The 15,216-nt window shown below is 32.9% G+C and carries 24 protein-coding genes; 1 reads left to right on the forward strand and 23 read right to left on the reverse strand.

Annotated features, from left to right (window positions below; translation table 11 throughout):
- Positions 1-30: 30 nt before the first annotated feature.
- From gpG to IDG63_RS09725, 16 genes are all read right to left on the reverse strand, one after another.
- Positions 31-381: a phage tail assembly chaperone G gene (gene gpG / locus IDG63_RS09650; protein ID WP_000589167.1), complete on the reverse strand. Its 351-nt coding sequence runs from the start codon at positions 379-381 to the stop codon at positions 31-33.
- A gap of 57 nt (positions 382-438) precedes the next feature.
- On the reverse strand, positions 439-894 hold the full coding sequence (locus IDG63_RS09655) for an Ig-like domain-containing protein (RefSeq protein ID WP_000169127.1): 456 nt from the start codon (positions 892-894) through the stop codon (positions 439-441).
- Positions 895-985: 91 nt separating this feature from the next.
- Positions 986-1,627, reverse strand: a complete 642-nt coding sequence (locus tag IDG63_RS09660; RefSeq protein ID WP_000807541.1) for a major tail protein — start codon at positions 1,625-1,627, stop codon at positions 986-988.
- A gap of 34 nt (positions 1,628-1,661) precedes the next feature.
- Positions 1,662-2,057: a DUF3168 domain-containing protein gene (locus IDG63_RS09665; protein WP_001023802.1), complete on the reverse strand. Its 396-nt coding sequence runs from the start codon at positions 2,055-2,057 to the stop codon at positions 1,662-1,664.
- Positions 2,058-2,459, reverse strand: coding sequence for a hypothetical protein (locus IDG63_RS09670; protein ID WP_000110020.1), 402 nt, complete (start codon positions 2,457-2,459; stop codon positions 2,058-2,060).
- The gene (locus tag IDG63_RS09675; RefSeq protein ID WP_000395495.1) at positions 2,456-2,788 is read right to left on the reverse strand and encodes a hypothetical protein; all 333 of its coding nucleotides are present in this window, start codon (positions 2,786-2,788) and stop codon (positions 2,456-2,458) included. Before IDG63_RS09675 ends, IDG63_RS09670 begins: the two co-directional genes overlap by 4 nt.
- Before the next feature lie 11 nt (positions 2,789-2,799).
- On the reverse strand, positions 2,800-3,078 hold the full coding sequence (locus IDG63_RS09680; RefSeq protein ID WP_000050973.1) for a head-tail connector protein: 279 nt from the start codon (positions 3,076-3,078) through the stop codon (positions 2,800-2,802).
- 68 nt (positions 3,079-3,146) lie between these two features.
- On the reverse strand, positions 3,147-4,310 hold the full coding sequence (locus IDG63_RS09685) for a phage major capsid protein (protein WP_001142738.1): 1,164 nt from the start codon (positions 4,308-4,310) through the stop codon (positions 3,147-3,149).
- Between the two features lie 11 nt (positions 4,311-4,321).
- A complete protein-coding gene (locus IDG63_RS09690) occupies positions 4,322-5,095 on the reverse strand; it encodes a head maturation protease, ClpP-related (RefSeq protein WP_000061862.1) in 774 nt (257 codons plus the stop codon).
- Positions 5,079-6,317, reverse strand: a complete 1,239-nt coding sequence (locus tag IDG63_RS09695) for a phage portal protein (RefSeq protein ID WP_001100671.1) — start codon at positions 6,315-6,317, stop codon at positions 5,079-5,081. Before IDG63_RS09695 ends, IDG63_RS09690 begins: the two co-directional genes overlap by 17 nt.
- 4 nt (positions 6,318-6,321) lie before the next feature.
- Positions 6,322-8,013, reverse strand: coding sequence for a terminase large subunit (locus IDG63_RS09700; RefSeq protein ID WP_000153555.1), 1,692 nt, complete (start codon positions 8,011-8,013; stop codon positions 6,322-6,324).
- Positions 8,003-8,308: a P27 family phage terminase small subunit gene (locus IDG63_RS09705; RefSeq protein ID WP_000778932.1), complete on the reverse strand. Its 306-nt coding sequence runs from the start codon at positions 8,306-8,308 to the stop codon at positions 8,003-8,005. The genes IDG63_RS09700 and IDG63_RS09705 overlap by 11 nt, the downstream gene beginning before the upstream one ends.
- Before the next feature lie 128 nt (positions 8,309-8,436).
- Positions 8,437-8,751, reverse strand: coding sequence for an HNH endonuclease (locus IDG63_RS09710; RefSeq protein ID WP_000160693.1), 315 nt, complete (start codon positions 8,749-8,751; stop codon positions 8,437-8,439).
- A 156-nt stretch (positions 8,752-8,907) separates the two neighbouring features.
- Complete coding sequence (locus tag IDG63_RS09715) at positions 8,908-9,345, reverse strand: transcriptional regulator (RefSeq protein WP_000528512.1); 438 nt, start codon at positions 9,343-9,345, stop codon at positions 8,908-8,910.
- A gap of 12 nt (positions 9,346-9,357) precedes the next feature.
- A complete protein-coding gene (locus tag IDG63_RS09720) occupies positions 9,358-10,725 on the reverse strand; it encodes an SNF2-related protein (RefSeq protein ID WP_078162367.1) in 1,368 nt (455 codons plus the stop codon).
- Entirely contained in the window at positions 10,706-10,996 is a 291-nt protein-coding gene (locus IDG63_RS09725; protein WP_001794602.1) for a VRR-NUC domain-containing protein, read from the reverse strand. Before IDG63_RS09725 ends, IDG63_RS09720 begins: the two co-directional genes overlap by 20 nt.
- Before the next feature lie 133 nt (positions 10,997-11,129).
- Here IDG63_RS09725 and IDG63_RS09730 point away from each other — a divergent pair, with 133 nt between their 5' ends.
- Complete coding sequence (locus IDG63_RS09730) at positions 11,130-11,234, forward strand: hypothetical protein (protein ID WP_072324141.1); 105 nt, start codon at positions 11,130-11,132, stop codon at positions 11,232-11,234.
- A 102-nt stretch (positions 11,235-11,336) separates the two neighbouring features.
- On the opposite strand, the gene IDG63_RS09735 is transcribed toward IDG63_RS09730, so the two are convergent.
- The 7 genes from IDG63_RS09735 to IDG63_RS09765 all read right to left on the reverse strand — a co-directional run.
- The gene (locus IDG63_RS09735; protein ID WP_064135395.1) at positions 11,337-13,784 is read right to left on the reverse strand and encodes a virulence-associated E family protein; all 2,448 of its coding nucleotides are present in this window, start codon (positions 13,782-13,784) and stop codon (positions 11,337-11,339) included.
- 51 nt (positions 13,785-13,835) lie between these two features.
- The gene (locus IDG63_RS09740) at positions 13,836-14,036 is read right to left on the reverse strand and encodes a DUF1514 family protein (protein ID WP_031910532.1); all 201 of its coding nucleotides are present in this window, start codon (positions 14,034-14,036) and stop codon (positions 13,836-13,838) included.
- Positions 14,037-14,103: 67 nt separating this feature from the next.
- Positions 14,104-14,256 (reverse strand): transcriptional activator RinB, encoded by a 153-nt coding sequence (rinB, locus tag IDG63_RS09745; RefSeq protein WP_000595263.1) that lies wholly within the window; start codon positions 14,254-14,256, stop codon positions 14,104-14,106.
- Complete coding sequence (locus IDG63_RS09750; RefSeq protein WP_001568228.1) at positions 14,253-14,642, reverse strand: hypothetical protein; 390 nt, start codon at positions 14,640-14,642, stop codon at positions 14,253-14,255. The genes rinB and IDG63_RS09750 overlap by 4 nt, the downstream gene beginning before the upstream one ends.
- A complete protein-coding gene (locus IDG63_RS09755; protein ID WP_000608283.1) occupies positions 14,632-14,868 on the reverse strand; it encodes a DUF7366 family protein in 237 nt (78 codons plus the stop codon). The genes IDG63_RS09750 and IDG63_RS09755 overlap by 11 nt, the downstream gene beginning before the upstream one ends.
- Positions 14,861-15,064: a hypothetical protein gene (locus IDG63_RS09760; RefSeq protein WP_000141259.1), complete on the reverse strand. Its 204-nt coding sequence runs from the start codon at positions 15,062-15,064 to the stop codon at positions 14,861-14,863. The genes IDG63_RS09755 and IDG63_RS09760 overlap by 8 nt, the downstream gene beginning before the upstream one ends.
- The coding region (locus IDG63_RS09765; protein ID WP_206176423.1) for a DUF1381 domain-containing protein at positions 15,061-15,216 on the reverse strand (156 nt) is incomplete at its 5' end. The genes IDG63_RS09760 and IDG63_RS09765, both read right to left, overlap by 4 nt.

Here is a 15,216-nt window from a genome sequence, read left to right on the forward strand (position 1 = left end):
GTATTTTCTTAATGTTCGATAAAATGTCTTTTATTGAGATTGTTCTTCTGTCTTTCCCATCTCTTCTGGTTCAGTTTCTGAATCTTCTTCATCTTCACCATTGATTTCTCGAAATATATCTTGTAAGGCTTTTGTATAAGTTTTAGTACTCATCTTGTTCAGAACATCTTCTTCAGTCAATCCTTCATCTTTAAATAAATCTACTAATAACTGTCGCTCTTTTTGTCTCATTTTTGTTGCGTTAGGTGCTTCTTTTTTATTCTCTTGATTTACTAATTCTAAATACTCATAGCATTTTTCTGCTTCGCCCATTGTTACATCTTCTTTTGTATAGCTCTCTGTTTTTCCTGTTTTACGATCTTTAATTTCAAATTTAATCATTGTATTAGCTCCTTTTATTCAAATAAAAAAGACGCAGATATACTGCGCCTTAAATCCCTATCCGTTTGTTACTGTCACTGAAATTTGTCCTGACTTATCGCTTCCATCAGTAGACATAGCAGTGATTACTGAAGTACCTTCAGCTACACCGTGAATTGCTCCTGTATTTTCATCTACAGTAACAAATTCTGGATGTTCACTTGTATATTTCAATATTTTATTCGTTGCTGTGCTTGGTGCAATGTTTGGCTCAACATTGTCATCGGTATTTACCATAATTGATTTAGTTTCTGGTGTAAATGATACGCCTGAGACTAGAATTGGATTGGTTTTGAATTGAGGTACATCAACTTTACTAGATTCTTTACCATTTTCTTCCCATGCCACTTGGTAAGTACCTTTTGGATAAGTTGTATCCGCTTCTAAATTAGATAAAGTTACTGACACTTTGCCTTCACCTTGTTCAGAAGCTACGACGTCGTCTCCTTTATAAACCTTTAAAGTTTTAGTCATAAATTATTCTCCTTTGATTTATTTTGAAAGCCCCTATTCTGCTGAAACTGTTGCAGATTTTGAATTAACTGCTACTTCAACATTTTGGGGATTAGCTGGGTAACGAACCTGCAGAATCCTCTGAATGATCTTCACTGTCCGTGTATCCAACGAATACTTTTTTGAAGAATTCTGCTTCTCCTTCTTTACCTTCATGATAACCGTATACAATACCTTGTGACGTTCCATCAACATCAACTTTTCTATTCATCCAGTCACCTGTTAATTTTGTAGGTTCTGGGGCTTCTGCTTTTTCTCCTCGTGTTTTAAATTCAATTGAATCCAAGCTAAAAGTACCTTTAAGTAGCGCAACGTACACTGGTTGACCTGTTAAACCATCTTCAGATTCTCCAATAACTGTTACGTATGGTGCTCTTGTATTCTCTCCTACCCAAGATGTACCATTTTTATCTTTAGAACGACCAATAACTGTATTTAGATCTTCACTTGGAATATTAAAAATACTCATGTCAGACTTAACTTCATTAGTACCTTGTTTTTTCATCCAAACACGTTTGTTAGATGCAAACATATCTACTAAATCTGGTGCTAAACCTGTGATATTTAGATCAACTGTACCACCTTTTTCATCTTCCCATGTCATGCGTTTAACTACTTTTGTTGCTTCTGGGTTAAAAACTCCAACGTATAATCTTTTAAAACCTACTTTATAAGAACCTTGTCCTTCTGCCATTGCTTATTTCCTCCTTAAAAATTAAAAAGCACACCTATTCGATGCGCTGATTTTTATAATATATATTTTTTGGTATGCCTTGATAACGTCTCGACATCACATAACGTTTAGTTTCTTCAAAATAAGCATCTAACTGACTAGATGCTTGAATTAAATTTTGTTGATATAACAGATATCTTATTCGTTTTGTTATATCAATTGTTTTCTGATTATTTGAAGATTCTACATCTATTTGAATTAAGTATTCTTCACTAAGATATTTATCAGACATAAAGTCTGAAGGTAAATCATAAATAGGTGTAATAACAACAAAAGGTTTGGAAGTTTCAGCATTTTCAGTGACTTTATAATAGTATATTCTAGAATTTATATATGTTTGGAGCTCTGCATCAGATAATAAAATTTCTTTTATGGTGTTTAATATATTCATTTATCTGGCCAACTCCTTTTTTATAATTTCTCTATACTTCCGTTCATTAGCAGCTAATGTTTTTGCAATAACTCCAAAACCTCTTGGTGTATATTTTTTTCCATCTCTTGTATAACCATGTTCATTCAAGTGAATAATGTTTTTGCGATTCATAGGGCCTACCCATTCAATTAAAACAGCTCTTTCTTGACTTCCTACTTTTGTATAAGGCTTAGATTTAGTCATTTCTTCTATGCTAGCACCCGTATCTTTAAAACTCTCGAATTCTTTCTTTAAAGCCTTTATAAAAAATTCAGATGCTTCATTTAAAGCTCTATCACTCTTAGCTTGCATTGATTGTTTACCGTATACCGATTCTAATTTCTTCAACACTTCAGGTATCCCTTTAATTTCTACACTCATTTTTCTGATAAAACCACTGTATTATAGCCAATATCTGGTGTATCAATTCTTATTTCTTTAATGTTGAATAATTTATCGGAATATAAGCCTCTGTCAATTTTAACTAAGTGATTTGTTTGTGGTAGATATTCAATTTTAGAAGACCTCATAATTATGGTTAGTCCTGACTTTGATTCAGTCGCTTTTAAAATTTCTCTATCTTTCATAGAAGGATTATAAATTTTACAAAAGCAACTATACAATTTCATTTTTTCCTCTTCATCTGGATATGGTCCTTTGTTTATATATTGAAAAAAATACGCGCGATCTTTAAATTCATTAAATTCCATTTAAAAATCACCTACCACTTTTTTAATTTCAAAATCATTTTTTGCAATCCTTTTTCATTAAACACCTTGCTTCTAGATTGGTCATTTGAGTATCCACGACTTTCATAATCTCTTGCAATGATATATTTAATCGCTGTACAAAAAAGCGGGTATTCCAAGTCATCTTTGTCATAATCTGGAACCCCACTTAATAATAATTCAGACTTAGCCGATTGAATGAGACCTTCAATTAAATCATTTTCGAAATTATAGTCAATTCTCAACCACAATTTAATTTCTTCCAAACTCATTTCATCACCCCTATTCGGCTGATATTACAGCTGATTTAGCCTTAGCTGTTACATTAACCTTTTGGGGTTTAGCTGGGTAATGAACCTGTATTTTCTTTTGCTTTTGCAATTCTGAATGCACTGTCTAATGTACGTTGCTGATCATACCATGCTGTTAATACAAACAAATATTCGCCTTTTTTAACATCTTTATCAGTGTCATAAGTTGTTCCATCATAGTTAATTCCAAAATAATTGAAATCTCCCACAATAGGTTTAACTGCTGCATCTGTAAATACTACTGGTTTGCCAAATACTTTTTCTGCTGGTGTGTCAAAGAAATTTGTTGTTCCATTTGAAAGAACACTAATAATTTTGACATAATCTGCATATCGCATATAAATTGTTGCGTTATCACGGTAATCTTCATGTAAATCTGCTAAAGCGTTAATAATAGCATCATACATGTCTGCTCCCTCAACTTCTTTAACAGATCCATTATAAAATGACATGTGTTCTAATCCAGATTTAGGACTTACTGCTAAGGCATCTTTACGCTCTTTAGCTGCTAATCCTGATTGTAGTGCGTTTTCAACCCAGTTTACTAAATCTACATCTGATCCATGAATTACAGTATCTGAAATTGCAGCAAATACTTTGAATTTATTAGTAGTGAACTTGACTGTATCACCTTTTAATTTTAATTCTTTTGCTGTTTCTACGTCTGTAATGAAATCATCATCGTCTAAAGTGTATGAAACTCTTGGAATCTCTAAACCTTTAATGTTAGTTAGACGAGCTTTTTCACGTAATTGGTTTTTAGCAAATGGTTCTGAAACAATTTCTTTAGAAAGTGTTTTTGGTAAGAGCTTATCTCCACCTGAATCATTACCTGTTGGTAAAGCGTGTAATAAACGTTGTGCCTCCATTGAAGGTTTTTCAAATTCATTTGGTAAAATCGCGTGACGATAAAACTCTGCCTTAGCTTTAACCATCTTCTCATGATCATTTAAAGATTGATAAGCTTCTCCTGTGTCTTTAACTTTCGCTTTTTCTTTTTCTTCAATGTCTTGTACTTGTCTTTCAACAATGTTAAATCTTTGTTGTAAGCCTGCTTTTTCTGTTTCTAGTTGTTTGATGTCTTCCATATCAATATTTGGATCTGTTGCTTTCTGACTCAACTCATCATTTTTATTTTTTAATTGTTGTCCAATCATACCTAATGATTGTTTTAATTCATATAATGTCGGCATTTCATTTCCTCCTAATAACTCATTGTCATTTTTAAAATTTCGCATTCGCGTTTAATTTTTTCTCTTTTTTCTTTTTCTTCTAGTGACATACTTTCTTTAGGTGTTTCAACCAATTCAGATGTATCTACATCATCAATTTTTGTGATTTTGTCTACATCTTTCTTTAAATCTTCCGGGACGTTCTCGAAACGCTTATACTGCTCTTTAGAGATACTAGCAGCTATTTCATTAGCTCCTAAAACTTCATCTATTAAGCCAAAAGATAAGGCTTCTTCAGCAGTAAGCCATGTTTCTGCATCTAACATCTGCTTTAATTGTTCTTGATCTAAGTTTTTTGCTTTATCCAAATACGCTGAATTACTAACAGCATCTGTTTTATCAAGTAAATCCGCTGTCTTTCTTAATTCTTCTGCATTACCTACAGTCATAACCCATGAATTATGAATCATTAAAAAACTATTTTTGTGCATAAAAATAGTGTCACCACTCATAGCGATAACACTAGCAATTGATGCCGCTAAGGCATCGACATAGATATTAATTTTTGCAGGATGCATTTTTAGCATATTGTATATTGCATGCCCTTCAAATACACTGCCTCCAGATGAATTTATATGAACATCTATTTCACTGATGTCTCCTAGTTCATCTAGTTTATTTTTGAAATCTGTAGCAGTTACATCACTTTCAAACCATTTATCACTTACAATATCACCATAAATAAATATTTCACCTTTACTTTTTGATTTTCTTTTCATTTGAAAATACTTAGCTTTCATTGACATTTTTATCACCACCTTTCAAAGATTTTCTTAATTCAAGTGGCGTGTCAATTGGGTATAAATCACCGCTTATTAGCGGCTTATCTCCACCTTCAACTGGTGGTAAATCTTCCCACTCTCTAATGTCATTTATAGTGTAGTAACCACTACGAACTGCTTTAAAGTACACTTCTGCTTGTGTTGCACTATCAGCCCTTAAATAAGATTTAACGTTAAATTTAAAATACCTATTTTTTTCTCTGTCTGTTTTAGTAAGTAGTTTCCGATTAAATTCTTCTTCATACTGTTTGACGATTGGCAATAAGGTATGCTGCAAGTAAAATCTGTTTAACTCTTCATTTTTCGCGAAATTTGTATTTGATCTTGCATTTAAGAATACTGAGGGCAATTGAAAAACGTTAGCTACTCTTTCTCTTGTTAAATTCTCGCTTGCCACTATATCTTCAGAGACATATTTTTTAGGTAACGGTTCGATTTCAACACCAGGCTCTTGGAATAATATTCCACCGTTTTCTTCATAGTACTGTTTGAAATCTTCTAACACTTGCTGCCTTTTTTCTTTACCTACATTGGAACCATATTTAAGCATGAAAGAATCAGGTTTTTGCATTTCTGTAAGATTAAAGGTTCTTACTGCATTATCAAAATCAGTTGTATTCTTCAACACATCAATCGGACTAATGCCTTGCACCATATTAGATGCCACGATGTGTTTAAAATGCAACATGTCCATATTATGAACAATCAATTTATTTCCAGTTGCAGCATGAATGGAATAATAAAGTTCACGTGATTGGTTTTCAATTAACATTTCAACAACATTTGGATTTAATAAGAAAAGCTTTGATGGTTGATGATAGATGTCTCGTTCAATTAGCACATATGCATTACCTTTTTCATTTCTGATTGTTTCAATTTGATTAATAAAATCAAAACTGCTCAGAGAATTATTCGGTGACACTGTAAGTAAATCAGATACTTCTGTATTAACTACTTTATAATCTTCATACATTTTCAAGGGCAAACTAGCCATCGAATTAGATAACTTTGTAATAGCTGAAAATATCGTTTCATTAGTTTCAAGCGTATTATTAATTACACCCCAAAAAGATCTATTTTTCCATGGGCTAAAGTCATAAAGCTTAGAAGTTGACTGATCAATCCAATTGTCTATCAATTTTTTCTTTATGCGTGTGACAATATTCTCTTTTGCGATAACATTCACCTCCTTAACGCATTATGTCTTTAATACTAATAAACTCTATGTTTCCTTCACCACTATCAGAAACAACTTTATTCATAATATCTGTATATGTGTTTAAAAATGCTGCAAAACCATCTATTTTACGATATCTGCTTTGCTTAGACGGCAACCAGTTTCCGTTTCTGTCTAGTTTCAACTGAACATTATTGATATACCATTTCATTAAAGGATTATTATTAAATATTATTTTCCCATCTAAAAACATTTCTTTTAAATCCTTCAATGCAGGGCTCAAGGTCAAAGCTCCTTGTCTTGTTTCTTCCGTTTCAAACCCGTAATTTTTTAACTCTTGATTTAGTTTGAATGCGTTCGCTCTATCATAAGTAATTTTTTCTACTACATAATGCTCATTCATCTTAATTATCCAATTTAAAACATCTTGGTAGTCAATATAAGGCTTATCTTGCACTGTTAATAAGCCATCTTCTTCCCATTCTCTATAGGGTATTTTTTCGTTAGAATATTCAACTTTGTGCTTAGGAATCCATGAATGCGATAAAACTGCAACTTTACCATTATCTAACGCAAAAGTAGCACACGCGGCTGTAAAGTCCTCTGTTTCTGATAAATCATAACCAATCGTGCACGGTCTGCCTTCCAGCTCTTCTAAAGAAACAATTTCATTATTTTTTTGGAGTGTTGGGTAATCAATAAAACTCATCTCGTCATTATTAGCAAAGATATTAAACCTTTTGGTTATAAAATCTCCACGTTCAGCTGGTGTTCTCTTAGCTTTTTCCCACTCTTCTTTCATCTCATCTAAATTTATAGAGACACCTAAGTTGGGATTTGCTTTTATCCAGTTCGACGAATCATTAATATCATCGTCATCATCCAAAGATGCTAAATAATAAAAAGTTCTTTCGTCTTCTATGATTTGATCTAAGGTGTCTCTTCCCGCTTCTACCATATCAACAAGTGGACCATCTAATTGATACCCTGCTGTCGTAATGTAGATGAGAAGAGGTTGTAACCTTGCAGCTCTTGAGTTTTTTATAACTGAAATCAATTTATAGTCTTTAAATTCATGAATTTCATCAAAAATCCCCATGTGTGTATTCAATCCATCTAACTTATCGCTATCTGATGCTTGGGGCATAATTTTTGATATCGTTGCGTCATAATGGATTTCATCTCTTAATGTTCTGAAATTTTTATCAAGCTTTGGGCTAGCTTTAATCATCGCCTTAGATTCATCAAATAGAATCCTAGCTTGTTTCATTACGTTTGCTAACAAATGAATTTCTGCACCATTTTCTCCATCTTGTGATACAGCATAGTTAGCAACCCCAGAAATAGTGGTTGTTTTACCATTTTTTCGCCCCATAAATATCAAAGCTTCTTTAAACCTGCGCAGTTTTGTTTCTTTATGAACCCAACCAAACAAACTGCCGATAATAAAATGTTGCCATGGCTGTAATACAAGTTGACGTTTAGATCCTTTGGAAGGTTTACAAAACTTTTCTATAAATCGAATAGGACGATGCGCTAATTCTTCATCAAATACCCATTTACCTCCATTTTCTAGATATCTAAGATGTCTCTCACATTCTTTTCTAACATATTTGCTTGTTTTTATTTTCCCTTGAGTGACTTGCTCTGCATACCATGTTGTTAATAGTTTTGGTGAAGGTTCATTTAAAACTTTAATAGTCACCGAATCCACCTTCTTCTTGAACTATCTTTTTTCTTTGTGCTGCAGTTAAACCCATAGACTTGAGTAAGTTATTTAGTGTTTGAACTGTTTTTGTCAGTTCTATGCTTAATGGATTCTTAATAATATTGCTCGCACCAGCCTTGTTTGTATGCTCTATCATTAAATCACTATTTTTAAGTTCATCTCTTAACCGACAATAAAATTCATATGTTTCTATATACAAATTAATTAATATGTCATCAGATTTTTTGTAATCTTCTATATATTCTTTTAGCTGTTTTTTTGTTAACTTCATATAAAGACCCCCTTTCATGAAAAATTTATCCGCGTTGCTAGCGTTTGGGCCTCTCCGGTACCCGGCGAAAAAACATTTTAAGCCGATGGGCAGGGGGCTATAAAATTTTATTTAAATAATTTTTTTGTTTAAATTTTTAGAACTCTAATTCTCTTAATATTACTTTTGTCATTATCATTTGCATGAATTTTGTTATGACAGCTATAACAAACTGACATTAGATTATCTAAGTCTAAAGCTTTGTTAAAATCTTCATCAACATAAATAATGTGATGTACAATGTTTGCATCTGTTACAATATCTTCGCGTAAACACATTTGACAAAGATAATTATCTCTATCTAATGCTATCTCTCTTAACTTCTTCCATGCTTTTGAATGATAGAACCAATCGTATTGATATGACTTACGACCATGCTTATAAATGTTATTATGCTTGGTCATCTCTTACACCTCTTTGATTGCATAACAAAAGACACACCGCATAGCGATGTGCCTCGTTTACTTATGTCGTATAACTTTTAGATAACTTTATACATCTTTCCGATACTATCATATTACTACAGATTTGTAGGCCTTTTGCACAATCTTTGCACAATGTTATTTGATACCTGCATGATACGCTACCGCTTTAACAAAGTTCTTTCGTATAGTAGTAACAGTATTACGATGCATATGGCATTCATGTCCTATCTGTTCCATCTTTAACTTCTTTTCTTTATTCCAATACTTGAGCCTTATTACTTTCTTATGATCTTCAGGCAACTTTAAGTATTCACTCTCAACTGCTTCGACCATTTCTTCAAGGTTTCGTAACATCTTATTAGTTAATAATCTAGTTGCCATTAGTTCAGTTGTTCTAACTGGTTCGCCTTTTTGTAATGGTCCATATACAATATTGGAATCTTGTTCCTTCGTTGGATTAAGTATTTCCAACCTCAATCTTTTTATTTCTTTCTTGTTCTCATTTAAATTATATATTTCTGATTCAATATATTTAAATGTTCCTGGCTTGATATCATATATTGTGTTCCCCATGTTAGACCTCCATTACTTATGCTTAGCTATTCTTGCTTTAATAGCTTTCATTAATTCTTCTTGCGTTAGTTCTTTATTTTGTAAAGCTTTATATACTCTTTGATCTATTGTGTTATCGGTCATGATGTGATGAATAATAGTCGTATGATTTTGTCCTTGTCTATATAATCTAGCATTTGCTTGTTGGTATAATTCCAAGGACCATGTAAGTCCAAACCAAACAATAATGTGCCCACCTTGTTGTAAGTTTAATCCATGTCCTGCACTTGCTGGATGTGCTATAAGCAGCTTAATGTCTCCACTGTTCCAACGTTCTTTATAGTTTGAATCCTCTAATGTGGTTGCTTCCTTAAACCTTTGAAGTATTCTTTCTTTATCGTGTTTGAAGTTATAAAACAATAGTATTGGTTGGCCTTGAGACTCCTCTATAATTTCCTCTAACTTATCTAACTTCTTATCATGTATAAGTCTTACATCTTCCTCATCTGTATAAACTGCGCCGTTAGATAGTTGAAGTAGTTTCTGACTTAATGATGCCCCATTTTGAGCTACAACTGTTCCTTCTTCTTCCGATTCTAAAATATAGTTTTTTTCTAATTCTTCATATACTTTTCTTTCTTTTTCAGATAAGACTACTGTTTGTTTAGTATCAACTCTGTCAGGCATATCCAGATAATCTTTCGCTTTCATGCTTAAACATATATCTTCTATTCGTTCATATATCTTTTCTTCAGATCCGTCTCTTAGCTCCCAGTTAAAAACATGTTCGCTAACTTGATGTGTTGGTTTAAAGTACCTTTCTCGATAACGACTGAATGAAGACTCAAGTCTTTCGCCTCTGTCTATCAAATAAACTTGAGCCCATAAATCCTGTAAACTATTTGGACTAGGTGTTCCTGTTAATCCTATAAATCTATTAATGAGTGGTAATTTCTTTTTAATAGATTTAAACCTTTGACTCTTAGGACTTTTAAATGTAGACAGTTCATCAATTACAACCATGTCAAATGGCCATTCTTTTTTATATTGATCACATAACCATTTAGTATTTTCTTTATTGGTTACATAGATATCAGCCTCTGTGTTTAATGCATCATTTCTTTCTTTAGGTGTTCCTAAGATTAAAGACACTTTCAGATGATTTAAATGGTTCCACTTATCAACTTCATCAACCCATGTATCTTTAGCAACTTGTTTTGGTGCTATGACTAACATTTTTTTAGTGTCTAACAACTGCAATTCACTAAATGCTGTAAGTGTTGACACTGTTTTCCCTAGTCCCATATCTAAAAATAGACCGTATTTCTCATTATCAATAACTTTATCTATTGCATACTTTTGATAGCTATGTGGTTTGAAGTCAATCGCCAAATGTTCCACCTACCATTCTTATAAAAGTATTTACTTGTTCTTTATTCCATAACACATATACTGTATGATCTCTGTTTTCAAATTGTCTATGCACATATTTTTGTAAAGGATGCAACTTTCCCTTTTCTTGCTTCATTTCTACAAAAAATGTTTTTCCTTCTGGCATAATAATAATTCTATCTGGTACACCTCTTGTTCCAGGTGCAACCCATTTTAAACATAAACCGTTTAGCTTTGTTATCTCTTTAACTAAATATTTTTCTAATGTCGACTCTTTCATATATTCACCTTGTATACAAAATTTATATTTGTGTTCCGATGTTGCATCAATTCTTGCCAAACTTTTAAAAATAGCTGTTAGAGGGTTACCCCTATACCCCTTTACTCCCTAACACTACTTTTTAAACTTTATAGTGAATTTGATGCAACATTGGAAACAAACAGGGTTGAACCCTACAGCGAGAAGGGAAAGAGGTGTTGTATCATTTGTTGCATCAATGTTGCATCACCAAAAATGATACAACACCTAAGATTACTTTTTACACCACCGTGTTGCATCACTCAAAAAATGATGCAACATTTGATACAACATCTAAAAATGTATATTTATTCAATATTTCTTATATTAAATCCTCTAAACTTTCATCTCTTACATACGCTATCTGTACACCATAATCTTTTCCGAATCGAATTTTCCCACTTTTATTACCATCATATACAGACCAATTGTCTAATTGTCTTAAGATGTTTGAAATCTTTCTAATTTCCATAGATCCTCTACTATCTCCCTTATCCTTACCAAAACATTCAACAAACACTTCAAGCGCACAGACCTTATTTCTTTCAACGTAATCTACATTTCCTGTTGGTAACATATCAACATCACCTTGATAAAATCGTCTTCTTTCAAAGATGCTCAAGTCTTCCCAATTGCTTGGGATTGGCGTGTTAAGATATTCATCAATAATACCTGTATATGGAGATTCCTCAGTATGTTTACTTTGGATTGAACGCATTTCTTCTTCTAGTTCAGGGTTAAGGAACAACTCTTCTCCTTGTTCATAATAGTATTTAGCTTCTGCCCATATTTGGTCAATCTCATCTTTGGTTAGTTTAGACCAGTTCACTTCAACTCTCTCTGGATTTACAGTCATTGGCCAAAAACGTCTTCCACCAGTTTCATCTCTTAAGAAATCAACTTTATTAGTTGTACCAATGAAAATACATTGCCTTGGAAAATCTTCAATATAATGCCCATAAGCAACACGAAATCGGTCAACTTGTTTAGATATGAAATGCTTAATAGCTTCAACTTCAGCTTTTCTTGTAGCTGCAAGTTCTGCCATTTCCATTAGCCAAACGCCTTGTAAGGCCTCATAAGCTTCTTTACCTGTAACAGAAACTAAACTGTCAGAAAACCATGCACCACCTAATTTTTTTAGCAAAGCAGATTTACCTACACCTTGAGGACCATAAAGTGTAAGCATATAGTCAAATTTACATCCTGGCTCCATTACTCGAGCGATTCCAGCAGTCAATGCCTTTTTGGTAGTTGTTCTATTCACTTCAGTGTCTTCAACACCTAAGTATTTGATAAATAACTTTTCAAGACGTTTATGTCCATCCCACGATATTTTATTTAGATAATCTCTTACTGGATGATAGGCATTTTGCATTGCTACGCTTATAATGGCATCTTTTGTTTTGCCTGAATGGTGTATGTCATAAATCTTTTCGATATAACTTCTTAAACTGCTATCATCACCGTCTTGCCATTGACGTGTCTTAAAATTAGTATTCCATGGCACTTTCCCTAAGCATTCAATTTGTTTTGTAAATTCATTAAATGCTATTTTTCCTTTTAAATTTGGATCATTACGCAATATAATTTCTATATTTGGGATACTAGCTTTGAAAGTACCTTTCGAAGTAATTTCTAACGTCTCAGACCATGCATCATCGCTATTTACTATTTCATCGAAATCCTGCATTGCATCAGACATTTTGTCGTTAATTAATTGCTTTTTAACAACTTCATCATTTTGCGCTCTTTGCTGCATTGCTTTATAACTAGGTAGTCGATTAACCGGAGTATCTGTTTTAGCGTCTTCATCTTGAGCACCATATAAGTGTATGCGTACTAAATCAAAACTGTTCACAAGCATACCGCTAACGGGATCCGTATTATGATGAGAATAGGCAAACTTGTTATTTTCGTATAACACCAATCCACCTGCAGTTGAACCTTCATGATAGGTATAACGGTTAGTAGAATGTTTTTCGTATAAGTCAGGAATAAAAGTTGATATAGCTTCTTCTATCGTATAGGCTCTACAAAATGCGCCAACAATTCCCGGCTTTTCTTCTGGGTCACCTTGCTTATCTGCTAATCTTTTAGTCTTACTCTCTTCCTTTGAAGACGTTGGCCATTCTAATGTGTCAGTCCAATCAACATATTCATTTAATATTTTATCTGGATCTAACAAAGGTAAATCTTCATAGGTAAAGAAAAATTCTGCATCATTGCTAGTTGAAGGCCAATACATTAACCTATGTGGTTGATAAGTTGTATCATCGAAGTAATCCATGCCAACGATATCTGCCACTTTACGTCCAATAGCTTCATACTCATCTGCATTTACATTCCGTTTTAAAGGAATCACTAAACGCAGTCTTGGACTTATCTCTCTATGCTTATGTGTTGAATATAAACAATATGCAAAATCATAAAACATAGATAATATGTCCGTCATATCTTGAGCAGCATAATCGATATCAAGTGTTAACATTGAACGATTCATGACTTGACCAGCACGCCGTTTCCCTTCTTTTAAATATCCGCCGACAAATCCGCCAACATCTTTTATATCGGCTTGTTCAGACTTAGACATTTTATTGTACTCAGTTAAATCTTCTTTAGTTCTAACAGTTTGTGCTAGCTTCTGCATAAAGTCAGACCAAGCCATGTTGTGATTAGTCCAATGTGTGGATAAACGACTAGCAGCATAAGAATATGAGACATCACGATCATATTTAATTGTTTCTATTTGAGTGACTTTGTCTAACATGTTCGGCTCCTTTCATTATTTTAGATAGAGCAGAGAAGCCAACGCCTCTCTTTAGCTTTTGAATCTTTTTCTAATTCGTTCAACTTCATTTTCATAATCTTCTAAACCTTCAACACCATTATTTTTTACTAACTGCTTGAAAAGATAAGCATTCATATACTCCAATGCTTCTATGGTTTTCATCTTATGAGAAACGCTACTTAACAAGATCAATAAAAATATAGATAAAACAATTGAAATGACAATCCACATATTTACAACACCTCCAGTGCTATTGCTAAACACATTAATATAATTAATTCAAAAATGATAATAGCTATTACCATGAAACTTCAGCTCTGATTTTTTCGTAATCACTCGGCGCCTCTACATCATCATTAGCCGTCATCATAATATATACTTGCTCAGTTACATACTTACCTAGCTCATACATTGCTAGTAAGAATAATAGTCTTAATATTTGTTTAATCATTGTTTATCTACCTTCTTTGCTTCGTATAAGACCGGATATAAATTTAAAAAGTGTATTCTATATCCAATCGTCTTAACTTCTACTTTGTCGCCTACTTTTAACCTAGCTTGTATGTCTGCGCTATCAAATTTCTTTTTGAATAATAAGTCGGAGTTTTCAATGACTTGTTTGTTGTCTAATACAATATAGAACTTGTCTTCTTTATCTTGTCTCTTGTTATATTTATCTGTAATTGTCCCTTGATGTACTTCTTTGTTTTGGTAACTAGCCACTGTATAGATAGGCGATATGACAACAAGCATCAGTGCGATTACGCCGAATAATCGCAGTATTCCAGCAATAAAGATATCGAACCAATCCATATTTTTAAGTTTTTTAATCATCATTGTCATCTCCAGTATCAATTAAACTAGGCATCATTCTTAACATAGCCCTTAGTTCATGTTCATTCATATTAGCCATCATAGGACTGTAAAATTCACTGTCTTTATCATTAATATCTTTAATAAAATCATTTTCAATCTTAGCTTTTTCTTCAGGTGTTTTATTTTTATATTTTTTGATTATTTCAGTGTACTTTTTCGAGAATTTCATTTTAGGTATGTTAATCATCGTCTGCCTCCTCAATAAATGTAAATGATTCAATCTCATCTCTTTTAACCCATACTTCATTGTTGAACACATCTTTGACCGGAAGAAAATACTCAATCCCTAACTTCATAACAAGTTTAATATAATCACCAGAAGCTAGATCTGTTGTTGTGTAATAAACTCTATCTGAAATAGTTTTAATTCTAACCTCCGTCATTTCCCACACTCCCTTATATTTTCATACAACTGACCCACTTTAATAACTGCATCTCTTTTAACTTGCGCCTTGTACTTCTCTTTCGCTTCTTCTTTACTCTCTGCCTCAACAACTGTAAACCTTTGATTACTCTTAACTTTAGTTATGTGCGT

Origin of the sequence: Staphylococcus sp. EG-SA-14, from assembly GCF_017151935.1 — a bacterium.
GTDB lineage: Bacteria > Bacillota > Bacilli > Staphylococcales > Staphylococcaceae > Staphylococcus > Staphylococcus aureus.

Coding starts and splice junctions, on each gene's coding strand:
- gpG (WP_000589167.1), bottom strand. CDS start 381: ATGATTAAATTTGAAATTAAAGATCGTAAAACAGGAAAAACAGAGAGC.
- IDG63_RS09655 (WP_000169127.1), bottom strand. CDS start 894: ATGACTAAAACTTTAAAGGTTTATAAAGGAGACGACGTCGTAGCTTCT.
- IDG63_RS09660 (WP_000807541.1), bottom strand. CDS start 1,627: ATGGCAGAAGGACAAGGTTCTTATAAAGTAGGTTTTAAAAGATTATAC.
- IDG63_RS09665 (WP_001023802.1), bottom strand. CDS start 2,057: ATGAATATATTAAACACCATAAAAGAAATTTTATTATCTGATGCAGAG.
- IDG63_RS09670 (WP_000110020.1), bottom strand. CDS start 2,459: ATGAGTGTAGAAATTAAAGGGATACCTGAAGTGTTGAAGAAATTAGAA.
- IDG63_RS09675 (WP_000395495.1), bottom strand. CDS start 2,788: ATGGAATTTAATGAATTTAAAGATCGCGCGTATTTTTTTCAATATATA.
- IDG63_RS09680 (WP_000050973.1), bottom strand. CDS start 3,078: ATGAGTTTGGAAGAAATTAAATTGTGGTTGAGAATTGACTATAATTTC.
- IDG63_RS09685 (WP_001142738.1), bottom strand. CDS start 4,310: ATGCCGACATTATATGAATTAAAACAATCATTAGGTATGATTGGACAA.
- IDG63_RS09690 (WP_000061862.1), bottom strand. CDS start 5,095: ATGTCAATGAAAGCTAAGTATTTTCAAATGAAAAGAAAATCAAAAAGT.
- IDG63_RS09705 (WP_000778932.1), bottom strand. CDS start 8,308: ATGAAGTTAACAAAAAAACAGCTAAAAGAATATATAGAAGATTACAAA.
- IDG63_RS09710 (WP_000160693.1), bottom strand. CDS start 8,751: ATGACCAAGCATAATAACATTTATAAGCATGGTCGTAAGTCATATCAA.
- IDG63_RS09715 (WP_000528512.1), bottom strand. CDS start 9,345: ATGGGGAACACAATATATGATATCAAGCCAGGAACATTTAAATATATT.
- IDG63_RS09725 (WP_001794602.1), bottom strand. CDS start 10,996: ATGAAAGAGTCGACATTAGAAAAATATTTAGTTAAAGAGATAACAAAG.
- IDG63_RS09735 (WP_064135395.1), bottom strand. CDS start 13,784: ATGTTAGACAAAGTCACTCAAATAGAAACAATTAAATATGATCGTGAT.
- IDG63_RS09740 (WP_031910532.1), bottom strand. CDS start 14,036: ATGTGGATTGTCATTTCAATTGTTTTATCTATATTTTTATTGATCTTG.
- rinB (WP_000595263.1), bottom strand. CDS start 14,256: ATGATTAAACAAATATTAAGACTATTATTCTTACTAGCAATGTATGAG.
- IDG63_RS09750 (WP_001568228.1), bottom strand. CDS start 14,642: ATGATGATTAAAAAACTTAAAAATATGGATTGGTTCGATATCTTTATT.
- IDG63_RS09755 (WP_000608283.1), bottom strand. CDS start 14,868: ATGATTAACATACCTAAAATGAAATTCTCGAAAAAGTACACTGAAATA.
- IDG63_RS09760 (WP_000141259.1), bottom strand. CDS start 15,064: ATGACGGAGGTTAGAATTAAAACTATTTCAGATAGAGTTTATTACACA.